Annotated in this window: 14 protein-coding genes; all 14 read right to left on the bottom strand. The window is 43.7% G+C overall.

The annotated features are described in order from the left end of the window. The 14 genes from V7R39_RS10800 to mnmG all read right to left on the bottom strand — a co-directional run bounded on the left by V7R39_RS10800 (window position 1) and on the right by mnmG (window position 12,682). A complete protein-coding gene (locus tag V7R39_RS10800; protein ID WP_334030656.1) occupies window positions 1-927 on the bottom strand; it encodes a hypothetical protein in 927 nt (308 codons plus the stop codon). 190 nt (window positions 928-1,117) lie between these two features. Next, window positions 1,118-1,531: a F0F1 ATP synthase subunit epsilon gene (locus tag V7R39_RS10795; RefSeq protein ID WP_334030655.1), complete on the bottom strand. Its 414-nt coding sequence runs from the start codon at window positions 1,529-1,531 to the stop codon at window positions 1,118-1,120. Window positions 1,532-1,590: 59 nt separating this feature from the next. Continuing rightward, on the bottom strand, window positions 1,591-2,976 hold the full coding sequence (gene atpD, locus V7R39_RS10790) for a F0F1 ATP synthase subunit beta (RefSeq protein WP_032095252.1): 1,386 nt from the start codon (window positions 2,974-2,976) through the stop codon (window positions 1,591-1,593). A 33-nt stretch (window positions 2,977-3,009) separates the two neighbouring features. Continuing rightward, the gene (atpG, locus tag V7R39_RS10785) at window positions 3,010-3,870 is read right to left on the bottom strand and encodes a F0F1 ATP synthase subunit gamma (RefSeq protein WP_334030654.1); all 861 of its coding nucleotides are present in this window, start codon (window positions 3,868-3,870) and stop codon (window positions 3,010-3,012) included. Between the two features lie 64 nt (window positions 3,871-3,934). Further along, window positions 3,935-5,476: a F0F1 ATP synthase subunit alpha gene (atpA, locus tag V7R39_RS10780; RefSeq protein ID WP_032095250.1), complete on the bottom strand. Its 1,542-nt coding sequence runs from the start codon at window positions 5,474-5,476 to the stop codon at window positions 3,935-3,937. Between the two features lie 13 nt (window positions 5,477-5,489). Continuing rightward, window positions 5,490-6,023 (bottom strand): F0F1 ATP synthase subunit delta, encoded by a 534-nt coding sequence (atpH, locus tag V7R39_RS10775; RefSeq protein ID WP_334030652.1) that lies wholly within the window; start codon window positions 6,021-6,023, stop codon window positions 5,490-5,492. Between the two features lie 14 nt (window positions 6,024-6,037). Next, window positions 6,038-6,508 carry a F0F1 ATP synthase subunit B gene (gene atpF, locus V7R39_RS10770; protein WP_032095248.1) on the bottom strand — a complete coding sequence of 157 codons (471 nt, stop codon included), beginning with the start codon at window positions 6,506-6,508 and terminating at the stop codon, window positions 6,038-6,040. 45 nt (window positions 6,509-6,553) lie between these two features. Next, window positions 6,554-6,775, bottom strand: a complete 222-nt coding sequence (gene atpE / locus V7R39_RS10765) for a F0F1 ATP synthase subunit C (protein WP_032095247.1) — start codon at window positions 6,773-6,775, stop codon at window positions 6,554-6,556. 94 nt (window positions 6,776-6,869) lie between these two features. Then, entirely contained in the window at window positions 6,870-7,703 is an 834-nt protein-coding gene (gene atpB / locus V7R39_RS10760; RefSeq protein WP_032095246.1) for a F0F1 ATP synthase subunit A, read from the bottom strand. 76 nt (window positions 7,704-7,779) lie between these two features. After that, a complete protein-coding gene (locus V7R39_RS10755) occupies window positions 7,780-8,166 on the bottom strand; it encodes an ATP synthase subunit I (protein WP_287008379.1) in 387 nt (128 codons plus the stop codon). 206 nt (window positions 8,167-8,372) lie between these two features. Then, window positions 8,373-9,251, bottom strand: a complete 879-nt coding sequence (locus V7R39_RS10750; RefSeq protein ID WP_032095244.1) for a ParB/RepB/Spo0J family partition protein — start codon at window positions 9,249-9,251, stop codon at window positions 8,373-8,375. A gap of 45 nt (window positions 9,252-9,296) precedes the next feature. After that, on the bottom strand, window positions 9,297-10,091 hold the full coding sequence (locus tag V7R39_RS10745) for a ParA family protein (RefSeq protein WP_032095243.1): 795 nt from the start codon (window positions 10,089-10,091) through the stop codon (window positions 9,297-9,299). A 13-nt stretch (window positions 10,092-10,104) separates the two neighbouring features. Beyond that, a complete protein-coding gene (gene rsmG, locus V7R39_RS10740) occupies window positions 10,105-10,749 on the bottom strand; it encodes a 16S rRNA (guanine(527)-N(7))-methyltransferase RsmG (RefSeq protein WP_334030650.1) in 645 nt (214 codons plus the stop codon). A gap of 31 nt (window positions 10,750-10,780) precedes the next feature. Continuing rightward, complete coding sequence (mnmG, locus tag V7R39_RS10735; RefSeq protein ID WP_334030649.1) at window positions 10,781-12,682, bottom strand: tRNA uridine-5-carboxymethylaminomethyl(34) synthesis enzyme MnmG; 1,902 nt, start codon at window positions 12,680-12,682, stop codon at window positions 10,781-10,783. Between the last annotated feature and the right edge of the window lie 200 nt (window positions 12,683-12,882).

Genomic DNA, 12,882 nt, shown 5'->3' with positions numbered 1-12,882 from the left:
TTAACTATTGAAAATATGAACTGCAAGCCAGAAAAGTAATATGAGGCTAAGACTGGCAATATACTTTTTAATTTCAAGTAAACCTCTCGCACTTGAGCTTTCACTATTAGTGTCAATGGTATCAGCGCTTACTGGACCAGAAAAAGTCCGACTACTATAGCCTGATTCATCAAATTTGTCTGAATTACGTAGTTTCTGTTCACACCAATTACAGTATAACTTCCAAGTTTTTCTTATGGGTCCGCAAATGATCAAGATAAAGAATATAAAGAAAATGAGTAGCTCACTTACCATCATTTCTTTATGAATATAAAGCAACGGTATTATTAGCGCTAAGTAAATCAGTTTTGATATGTACGATATACCGAGCTTTACGATTACGAACAATCCATTTATATGGTCAGTCTCATTTGAGACATTTACAAGTACATCCTTTTTAAGATAATTGAGGCTCGAGCTTATCTGTACAATTGCTAAACCTAAAAAGAAGAAAAAGACAATATTATTCATAAGATAAGCATATTGATGGAGGGTAGGCGGTGCTGACAATAGGTTTTCTACAAAAACCAAAAATGTAACTAAGATACATGCGACGACTAATGCATTAAAAGCATCAAGTTTGAATCTGCTTCTTAGTTGTTTTCTCTTGAAACTAAATTCGCTCAATCGGTTAGTCTTTATCAATAATGATATTAATGCGCTAATTACATTTAAATTGTTAAAATTTAAACACAACCATAAGTAGCCGCTACCTAAACTCATCAACAAGCCAAATGGAAAATTCGTACGCAAAAATTCACCAGTTTCAGTGGTGTTAAAACCGTAAGCCGCAAAAAACTGGAAGAAGATTAATACTGAAACAACCAAGCATGGAACTAGTGCAATCAGGAATATGTTTCTCGTACTGCTGTCAGGGATTAAATTCATTGTTTATTCAAATGTCTTTTCACTTTTTAATACAACCGTAATCTGGAATCGTCTAAAAGCAGACTCAAACGATACGCTTAAGACATAGCACCTGGCAATAACAATATTTGTAATAAAAAATAAATACTTACTCTTTTTTCAAGAAACAAAAAACCCGCCTATTGGCGGGTTTTTTCATATAACTGCTCGCTTATTTGCGTAACTTCTGAATAAGACGAAGTTGCGCGATTGCTTCAGCTAGCTGGTGAGCTGCCTCTGCATAATCGAAGTCAGCGCCTGGGTTGGCGATGTGCTCTTCTGCACGTCGTTTGGCTTCTTCTGCTGCCTGCTCGTCAAGATCTTCAGCTCGAACCGCGGTATCAGCCAGTACGGTAACGTTACCAGGCTGTACTTCAAGTACACCACCAGCAACATAAATTACTTCTTCTTCACCGAACTGTTTAACCAAACGCACCATACCAGGTTTTATAGCAGAGATAAGTGGCGCGTGACCTGGGTGTATACCCAATTCACCTTCGCTACCTGTCACTTGAATCGTTTCTACAAGACCAGAAAAAATTTGTCTTTCTGCGCTTACTACGTCCAAATGTACTGTCATTGCCATGTGAACCTCCTGATTAGGTACGTAAGCATTATAAGGGCTAGCGTTAGCTAGCCACCTAATTATGCTTTATTGGCTTTCTCTCGCGCTTCTTCGATAGAGCCAACCATGTAGAATGCTTGCTCTGGAAGATCGTCATATTCACCTTCCAGGATACCTTTAAAGCCACTGATTGTGTCTTTAAGAGATACATACTTACCCGGAGAACCTGTAAATACTTCTGCTACGAAGAAAGGCTGAGATAGGAAACGCTGAATTTTACGAGCACGTGATACCACTTGCTTATCTTCTTCAGACAGTTCGTCCATACCTAGAATCGCGATGATGTCTTTCAGCTCTTTATAGCGCTGAAGAACAGTCTGTACGCCACGCGCAATATCGTAGTGCTCTTGACCGATTACTAGTGGGTCAAGCTGACGAGATGTTGAATCTAGAGGGTCTACCGCTGGGTAAATACCTAAAGATGCAATGTCACGTGAAAGTACTACCGTTGCGTCTAAGTGAGCAAAGGTTGTCGCAGGTGACGGATCCGTCAAGTCATCCGCAGGTACGTATACCGCTTGGATTGAAGTGATTGAACCAGTCTTCGTTGACGTAATACGTTCTTGAAGCACACCCATCTCTTCCGCTAGCGTAGGCTGATAACCTACCGCAGAAGGCATACGACCTAGAAGTGCTGATACTTCAGTACCTGCTAGTGTGTAACGATAGATGTTATCTACGAAGAATAGTACATCACGACCTTCGTCACGGAACTTCTCGGCCATTGTAAGACCAGTAAGTGCTACGCGAAGACGGTTACCTGGAGGCTCGTTCATCTGACCGTACACCAACGATACTTTATCAAGTACGTTAGAGTCGTTCATTTCATGATAGAAATCGTTACCTTCACGAGTACGCTCACCAACACCGGCGAATACAGAGAAACCACTGTGCTCGATTGCGATGTTACGGATAAGCTCCATCATGTTAACGGTTTTACCAACACCGGCACCACCGAACAAACCAACTTTACCACCCTTAGCGAATGGACAAACCAAGTCGATTACTTTAATACCTGTCTCAAGTATTTCTACTGAGCTAGACTGATCTTCGTAGCTAGGCGCTTCACGGTGAATAGACATACGCTCTTCTTCACCAATTGGACCTGCTTCGTCGATTGGGTTACCCAATACGTCCATGATACGACCTAGTGTGGACGTACCAACTGGAACCATAATTGGGCCACCAGAGTTTTCTACTGAAAGACCACGACGTAGTCCATCTGTTGTACCTAGTGCGATGGTACGAACAACACCACCACCTAACTGTTGTTGCACTTCCAGGGTTAAACCTGATAAGTCACCTTCGGTAACTCGTAGTGCGTCATAAACTCTTGGAACCGCATCTTGTGGAAACTCAATGTCCACAACGGCGCCAATGATTTGGACGACCTTACCTTGACTCATAATTTGTCCTCGTTATCTCTTTTAAACCTTTGCCTACACCGCTGCGGCACCGCTAACAATCTCACTAATTTCCTGTGTGATTGCAGCTTGACGCGCTTTGTTATATACCAGTTGCAGATCATCAATAAGATCGCCGGCATTGTCGGTTGCTGCCTTCATGGCAACCATTCGCGCAGCTTGTTCTGACGCTGCGTTTTCTACAACACCCTGATACACCTGAGATTCAATGTAACGAACCATTAGTGATTCCAAAATTTCTTTTGGATCCGGCTCGTAAATGTAATCCCAACGATGTTGATATTCTTCGTCTTGTGACTTTGGCAAAGGCAATAACTGATTGCTCACAGGTTTCTGTGTCATGGTGTTAACGAAGTCATTGAAAACCAAGAATACTCGGTCAATCTTGCCTTCGTCGTACGCCTTAAGCATTACGCGCACTACACCCACTACATCACTCACTGTCGGCTTGTCACCCAATCCTGATTCGGCTGCTAGCAAGCTACCGCCAAATCGATTGAAGAAACTACAAGCCTTCGCGCCTAATGCAGCGAAATCCACTTCAACACCCTGATCACGCCATTGTTTAACGTTCTGAGCGACAAGCTTAAATTCGTTGGTGTTTAAACCACCACATAAGCCTCGGTCAGTGGAAACCACAATATAACCAACACGCTTGACTTCACGCTCTTCCAAGTAAGGATGGCGATACTCAAGGTTACCGTTAGCAATGTGACCAATCACTTTTAGCATGTTTTGTGCGTACGGACGGCCGGTGGCCATACGTTCCTGCGCCTTTTTCATTTTAGACGCAGCAACCATTTCCATTGCACTGGTAATTTTTTGAGTATTTTTAATACTCCCAATCTTACCTTTTATCTCTTTACCGCTGGCCATGACTATCTCTCCGATTACTCAACGTGTTGCCGGCGATGCTGTTACACATTACCGGCTGCATTGATTACCAAGTTTGTGTCGCTTTAAAACTAGTTAATGCGTCATTCAACTTAGAGGCAATCTCGTCGTTGTAGTTACCTGTTTCGTTGATAGTCTTCATAAGGTCAGCGTGCTCGCTGTTCAAATACGAGTGAAGAGAGGCTTCAAAATCTAAGATTTTGTCCAGCTCAACGCTCTTTAGAAACCCTTTTTCTACCGCGAACAGGGATGCACCCATATCAGCAATTGAAAGTGGAGCATATTGCTTTTGCTTCATCAGTTCGGTAACGCGCTCACCGTGCTCAAGTTGCTCACGAGTCGCATCATCAAGGTCTGAAGCAAACTGCGAGAACGCAGCAAGTTCACGATACTGTGCAAGTGCTAAACGAATACCACCACCTAGCTTCTTGATGATTTTAGTCTGTGCAGCACCACCAACACGAGATACCGATACACCCGCGTTTACGGCTGGACGGATACCTGAGTTGAACAAGTCAGTTTCTAGGAAGATCTGACCATCAGTAATCGAGATTACGTTAGTAGGTACGAATGCAGATACGTCACCAGCTTGCGTTTCGATAATTGGAAGCGCAGTTAATGAACCTGTTTTACCTTTCACTTCGCCTTTGGTGAAACGTTCAACGTATTGATCGTTTACACGTGCAGCGCGCTCTAGTAGACGCGAGTGAAGATAGAAAACATCACCTGGATAGGCTTCACGACCTGGTGGACGCTTAAGTAGCAATGAAATTTGACGATAAGCAACAGCTTGCTTTGACAAATCATCATATACGATTAATGCATCTTCACCGTGGTCACGGAAAAACTCACCCATTGTACAACCAGAATACGGCGCTAAGTATTGAAGCGCAGCAGATTCAGAGGCAGAAGCAGCAACAATAATTGTGTGCTCTAACGCTCCGTGCTCTTCTAGTTTACGTACAACGTTTGCAATAGTTGATGCTTTTTGACCAATCGCCACGTACACGCACTTAACGCCTGTACCTTTTTGATTGATGATAGCGTCAATCGCCATTGCAGTTTTACCGCACTGGCGGTCACCTATGATCAGCTCACGCTGTCCACGGCCTACTGGCACCATCGCATCAACAGATTTATAACCTGTTTGGATTGGCTGGTCGACTGGCTGACGTTCAATTACGCCTGGTGCAATTTTTTCAACAGGTTCAAAACCTGCTGCTTCAATTGCGCCTTTTCCATCGATTGGCTCACCTAGTGTGTTAACAACACGACCAAGTAGAGCGTAGCCTACCGGAACTTCAAGAATACGACCTGAAGATTGTACTTTATCGCCTTCCTTCAGGTCCGCATATGGACCCATAACAACAGCACCTACTGAGTCACGCTCAAGGTTTAGTGCCATTGCGTAGCGGCTTCCTGGAAGCTCGATCATTTCACCTTGCATTACATCGGCAAGGCCATGAATACGGATAATACCGTCGGTTACTGCGACGATAGTACCTTCATTGCGTGCTTCACTGCTTACATTGAACTGTTCAATTCTTTTCTTGATCAGTTCAGCAATTTCAGTGGAATTAAGTTGCATGCTCTTATCCCCGTTATGCTTGCAACGCGTCTGCTAGACGGTTCAATTTCGACTTTACGGAACCATCAATTACTGTATCACCGGCATTTATTACCATTCCAGCGATCAGGGCAGGGTCCACGTTACAATTAAGCTTCACTTTACGTGCCAAACGTTTTTCCAACGACGCAATCAGTTCAGATTGTTGTGCGTCAGTCAGCGCTGAGGCTGACGTTACGTCAACTTCTATTTCTTTGTCATAATCTGCTTTAAAAGCATCAAATAACGCAGAGATTTCAGGCAACGCGGCTAAACGTTTATTTTCGGCCAGCACCTTCATCAGGTTTTGACCGTATTCATCGAGTTGCTCACCACAAACATTCACAAAAATGTCCGACAGCGTGTCAGCGGCAACGGCACCAGTTAATAACTCGTACATTTCATCGTTAGCAGCAACTGCACCGGCGAAGGTGAGCATTTCTTGCCATTTTGCAACAGCACTTTTCTCGACGGCAAAATCGAAAGCGGCTTTAGCGTAAGGACGAGCAACGGTTGTCAATTCAGACATGGCTCATCTCCTTCTCAAAGCTCAGCGACAAGTTTTTCAACAATGTCGTTTTGTGCGTTAGCATCGATTTCACGTTGTAAGATTTGCTGCGCGCCAGCAACTGCTAATGCAGATACCTGCTTGCGCAAATCTTCTTTGGCACGATTGCGTTCAGCTTCAACTTCGGCATAACCAGACGCGATAATTTTTTCGCGTTCTGCATGGCCTTTCTGCGTTTCTTCGTCAACCAATTGGTTGGCGCGCTTTTTGGCCTGCTCGATAATTTCAGCTGCTTGCGCTTTCGCGTCTTTCATTTGCTCAGTGGCTTTCGCTTGAGCAAGTTCTAAGTCTTTCTCTGCGCGTTCAGAAGCTTCAAGCCCATCGGCTATCTTCTTTTGACGCTCTTCAATCGCTGCAATCAGCGGTGGCCACACATATTTCATGCAGAACACCACGAACACAGCGAAGGCGATTAATTGACCTATAAAAGTGGCGTTAAAATTCAAAATCGCCCCTCCTCTTAAAGTTCGCTAAAAAAGTGGTTAGTAGAATTAGGCACCAACAGCGAACAATAGGTATAGAGCGATACCAACACCGATCATTGCGATGGCATCGATAAGACCCGCTACGATGAACATCTTAACTTGTAGTTGAGGTGCTAGTTCAGGTTGACGAGCAGCAGATTCTAGGAATTTGCCACCAAGTAGACCGAAACCAATAGCGGTACCTAGGGCACCAAGACCAATCAGTAGTGCAGCAGCGATGTATAACATTTACGTCTCCGATTTTAAGTTAAATTTAAAGTTAAAAGTAAAACTCTGTAAAAACGGCGCCAATTTTCCAGGTTTAATCAGCGCTCGTTAATGCTTAATGTTCTTCACACGCCAAGCTTAAGTACACGATGGTCAGCATCATGAAAATAAACGCTTGTAGCGGAAGTACCAAAATATGGAACACAGCCCACATGAAATGTAGTGGAAGCTGGAAGTAACCGATAGTGGCAATCAAAATAAAGATAAGCTCACTGGCATAAAGGTTACCGAACAAACGTAGCGCAAGTGATAACGGACGCGCTAACAGTGTTACTGTCTCAAGAATAAAGTTTATTGGGATAAACGCAGGGTGTCCGAAAGGCTGCATAGTCAGCTCTTTCATGAAACCACCAATCCCTTTCATCTTGATTGAATAAAATAAGATTAAAATGAATACGCCTGTTGCTAAGGCAAAAGTTAGGTTCAAGTCAGTGGTTGGTACCGCTTTGTTATAAACGTCGTGCGGGTCCATACCAAATGCGGCTTGGCCAATTAACCCAGATACCCAAGGAATAAGGTCAACAGGCACTAAGTCCATTAGGTTCATCAATAAAACCCAGACGAATATAGTCAGCGCAAGGGGTGCAATAAGTGCACTACGTCCATGGAAGGTGCTTTTCACGTTGTCATCAACAAACTCGACAACCAACTCAACGAATGCCTGCATTTTGCCAGGTACGCCAGTGGTTGCTTTAGACGCAACGCTTCTAAAGATAATTAGAAAAAGTAAACCAAGTCCAATTGACCATGCCAGTGTATCGACATGCCATGCCCAAAAACCAGCATCAGAACACGCTTTGTTAAAAGCGATTCCATTGTCAGTTGAGCACATGGTGGCATTGGTCAAGTGGTGCTTGATGTATTCTGAGGTAGTGTATTCAGATGCCATTGTTTAACCCAAGTTGTAAAGTGTAAAAATTTAGTAACTGGTTATCGTGTTTCTAACGGTTACGCTAATGTCGTTGTTATTCTTTCGAACCGTAATGAAACATTGCTAGCGCGTGGCTAACGGTTGTAATCACAAATGCCATAAACAAAACAAGTGGCACAACGTGTAAAAATCTAAATGCAATTACAAATAAAATAATTGTCAGCGCCAATTTCATTTTTGAACCTTGGCTAAAACTGCGTGCAACAAGTTCATTTTTACTCGCGCCTGCGTAACGAAACGCGAATGCAGTAAAAACTATTTTCGGCAAGATACTGATTAAGGCACCTGTCGCGGCTGAACTAGCCGTTATTAATCCGCCAACAAGCGCTGCTATTGCAACCATTACGGCGGCCGTGACAATTTGAAAAAGTAGCCCTTTTTTGGCGAGGGTCAACCCGCGTTTCGCTAACTTGTTTGTCACACTATCTCGCTGCTTGTTCACGTCTTACAAAAAGCGTCAGAAGTATACTGTTTTACCGACAATTTTCAACAGTACAACGCTTTTTGAAAGTTATTCTGAAAATTTCCTATTGCTATAACCGGAAAGGAGAGTGTCCGTTGTTGTTAACCAACCTCATTTCTAGTGCATGAATGCCACGGCAAACAATAATATAAAGACCCACCAACCTATTGAATTTTAGATATAATTCCATCTAATTGCTCTAAATCACTAAAGCTAATTGTCAGTTTTCCTTTGCCTTTCGCGTTGTGGTCTATATTCACCTGCGCGCCTAAATTTTCTGAAAGTCGCGTCATAAGGTTTTGAACATCGGGATCAATTTTCTTTTCCGGCTTGGGTTTTGCGGGCTCTAAAAGCTTTTTCACTAGCTTTTCAGTGTCTCTTACCGTGAGTCCCTTACCCGATACAATTTGTGCGGTGTCAGATTGAGTGTCGCCATCTAAGGCAAGTAATGCCCTTGCATGGCCCATTTCAATATCTCCGTGCTCAACCAATGTTTTTACATCGTCGTTAAGATTATTCAACCGCAATAAGTTAGAAACCGTTGTACGAGATTTCCCAACCGCTTCAGCCACTTCTTGGTGGGTCAATGAAAACTCACTCATTAAACGGTCTAACGCCTGCGCTTCTTCCATTGCGTTTAAATCTTCACGCTGAATATTTTCAATAAGCGCAATGGCAACAGCAGCCTCATCAGGCACGTTTTTAATTAGGCAAGGTACTTCATCAAGCTGCGCTAGTTGGGATGCACGCCAACGACGTTCGCCAGCTATAATTTCAAAGCGATTTTCATCCACTTTACGCACAACGATAGGTTGAATAATGCCCTGGGCACGAATTGATGATGCTAATTCTTCTAGCGCATCTGGCGACATGTCTTTACGAGGCTGATATTTTCCAGGTACCAAAAATTCGATGGGAATTTTACTTAACTCACCGTTCGTTGATACAACCTCTGCGGCATCCTGTTCTCTTTGAGACGATGATTGGCTAGTAGCAAGAAGCGCATCTAACCCTCGGCCAAGGCCTCTTTTACGTGCTGACATAGTGTCCTCTATGGCATGTGCTGATAGGTAGCAGTTTATTTTTGTTTAACTCGCTTTTGCCTGAGAAGGCGAAGTTTTGTCCCTGCGTCGCAAAATTTCACCAGCAAGTGCTAAATAGGCTTTAGCGCCGGTCGACGACTTATCATAGTACATTGCTGGCGTTCCAAAACTTGGGGCTTCAGCAAGACGAACGTTTCTTGGTATCACCGTGCGATATACCTGCTCACCAAAATGACGCTTTAATTGCTCTGAAACATCGTTAGCAAGGCGATTTCGAGGGTCGTACATAGTACGCAAAACGCCTTCGATCTTCAATTCAGGATTCACTACAGATGCCAATTTTTGGATGGTATCCATCAATGCAGTCAATCCCTCAAGGGCATAATATTCGCACTGCATAGGAACCATCACAGAATCTGATGCCGCTAATGCGTTAACAGTGAGTTGGTTAAGCGACGGCGGGCAGTCAATAAAGATAAAGTCGTAATAATCGATAACGGGTTTTAGCGAGTTGCGCAGGCGCACTTCTCTGGCAAACATTTCCATGAGTTTAATTTCAGCAGCAGTCACGTCACCGTTTGCTGCAATAAGATCGTATTTACCAGAGGTATTTTTAACGATGACTTCATCGATGGGCTTTTCTTCGATAAGTAGCTCGAATGCCGTTGCATCGACTTCATATTTGTCAACGCCGCTTCCCATTGTCGCATTTCCTTGAGGATCAAGGTCGATAAGCAAGACTTTTCGCTTAGTCGCCGCCATGGAAGCTGCAACATTTACCGCTGTGGTTGTTTTACCCACACCGCCTTTTTGATTCGCGATTGCGATTACCTTTGCCACACTAAATCCTGTTTTAACGTTGCTGTGTCTTTTTCAGCCAAACTAAATGTCTTTCTCCATCCAAATTCGGTACTGTGATGTTTTCAGTATTCACAACTTGAAAGTGATCACTTACTTCATCTATCTCGCTTTGTGGAAATTGACCTTTTAGTGCTAAAAACTGCCCATCTGAATCTACCAGATGTTCGCACCAGTGCAACATATCTTTTAGCGATGCGAAAGCGCGACTAAGTACAATATCATATGGCTTGTCGCCGACATGATTTTCTACACGGCTGTTGACGGGCGTTACATTGGTGAGTTTGAGCGTATGCACGCATTGTGTCATAAAGCGAACCCGTTTACCCAAACTATCTAACAGCGTAAAGGTTTTATCTGGAAACGCTATGGCTAAGGGCATTCCTGGTAATCCAGGTCCGGTTCCCACATCAATAATATTCTCACCGGTCAAGTGCGGCACAATGGCGAGTGAATCTAAAATGTGTTTCACCATCATTTGCTTTGGACACCTCACGGAAGTGAGGTTATAGGCTTTGTTCCATTTATCGATAAGTAAAACAAATTCAACAAGTTGTTGTTGCTGCTTATCGGTTAAATCAAGTGAAAGGGCCTCGAGTCCAGAGGCCAATATACAATGCAAATCTTGCTGTGTAGTCATCAAAAGGATTCTGTCTTGATAAGGAGCGCGGTTAGGCGCTGATTTTTTCGTGTTTTCTTAGCATGCCATGTTTTTTTAGGTAAACCAGAAGCAGCGATATCGCCGCTGGTGTGATACCTGAAATTCGCGACGCTTTACCTATTGTCTCAGGTCGAGCCTCAGTAAGTTTAGTAATAACTTCATTGCTAAGACCAGAAATTTTACTGAAATCCATATCACGTGGAAGCAGAGTATTCTCGTGGCGCTGTGCTTTGGCTATTTCATCCATCTGACGCGCAATATAACCTGCGTATTTAATTTGGATTTCTACCTGCTCAGCAGCTATCGGATCGGTAAGTCCAGGTCCAACGCTTTCAATTTCCATCAACTGAGCATAGGTCATCTCTGGGCGACGAATTATTTCCTCTAAGGAATGCTCACGACTCACCGGTGTTTTTAACATGGTGTTAAGTTGAGGTGTTGCAACGTGATCTTTGTGTATCCACTGACTACGCATACGCTGAGTCTCAGTTTCAACGGCTTCCATCTTTTCGTTAAACTTAGCCCAACGCGCATCATCAACTAAACCAATGTCTCTTCCACGGGCCGTCAGACGACTATCTGCATTGTCTTCCCGCAGTAATAGTCTGTATTCGGCGCGGCTGGTAAACATGCGATAAGGTTCTTTGGTCCCCATGGTAGCTAGATCATCGATAAGCACACCCATGTAAGCCTGATCCCGACGCAAGATAAGCGGGTCTTTTTGCTGAACTTGAAGTGCAGCGTTAGCACCAGCCACTAGTCCTTGGGCACCGGCTTCTTCATAGCCAGTAGTGCCATTGATTTGGCCTGCAAAAAATAGTCCATCAATAAATTTAGTTTCTAGGGTTTGCTTGAGATCCCGCGGATCAAAGAAATCATATTCAATAGCGTAACCGGGTCTAACGATATGCGCATTTTCAAAACCTTTGATAGAGCGAACAAGGTTCATTTGAATATCGAAAGGTAAACTGGTTGAGATCCCGTTTGGATAAACTTCAATACTGTTCAGTCCTTCAGGCTCAACAAAAATCTGATGCGAGTTTTTATCTGCAAATCGCGTAATTTTATCTTCAATGCTAGGGCAGTAGCGAGGCCCTATTCCCTCGATATTTCCAGTGAACATTGGAGAACGGTCTAATCCGCCGCGGATAATGTCATGGGTTTTTTCGTTAGTGTGAGTGATATAACACGGAATTTGTGTTGGATGCATATCACGGTTACCCATAAACGAAACAACCGGAGTAGGGTTGTCGCCTGGTTGAGCTTGCATAACCGAAAAATCAAGGGACCGTGCATCAAGTCTTGCAGGTGTACCTGTCTTTAAGCGATCTACGCGAAATGGCAGTGCTCGCAGTCGGTCAGCCAATGCGATAGACGGCGGATCGCCTGCTCGACCGCCGCGATAATTTTCTAACCCAATGTGGATAGTACCACCTAGGAAAGTACCTACCGTCAAAACAACAGTTTGCGCTTTAAACTTTAAGCCCATTTGGGTGACAACGCCGCATACGCGATCGTTTTCGACAACCAAGTCGTCTACGCTTTGCTGAAATAACGTGAGGTTAGGTTGATTTTCGACAATGCTGCGGATCGCATTTTTGTAAAGCGTCCGATCCGCCTGAGCGCGTGTTGCTCGTACGGCAGGGCCTTTGCTTGAGTTCAACGTTCTAAATTGAATGCCACCGTGATCCGTAGCCAGTGCCATTGCTCCGCCTAAAGCGTCGATCTCTTTAACCAAGTGACCCTTACCAATTCCACCGATCGCAGGGTTGCACGACATCTGGCCAATGGTCTCGATATTGTGAGTAAGCAAAAGTGTATTCGCCCCCATGCGTGCAGCGGCTAGAGCGGCTTCTGTGCCTGCATGACCACCACCTACAACGATGACATCAAATGCTTGAGCATAAAACATGGTGTAAACCTCACTGAAAACTATCGATAAACCAAAATCTTTTATTCAGCATTTGCTGAAAAAAGGGCACGTATTTTAGCTGACTTATTACCTAAAGAAAATGATTAAATTTTCCTCAAACTAGAGGTTTGAAAAAGTGTGATCGGCTTTAATGATCTTAAGATCTCTTTTAGATATGTTTTATATTTACTTTTATTAGG

It is taken from the genome of Alteromonas sp. P256 (assembly GCF_036864455.1).
Lineage (GTDB): Bacteria > Pseudomonadota > Gammaproteobacteria > Enterobacterales > Alteromonadaceae > Alteromonas.
This window is presented reverse-complemented; position numbering and strand designations above follow the sequence as displayed.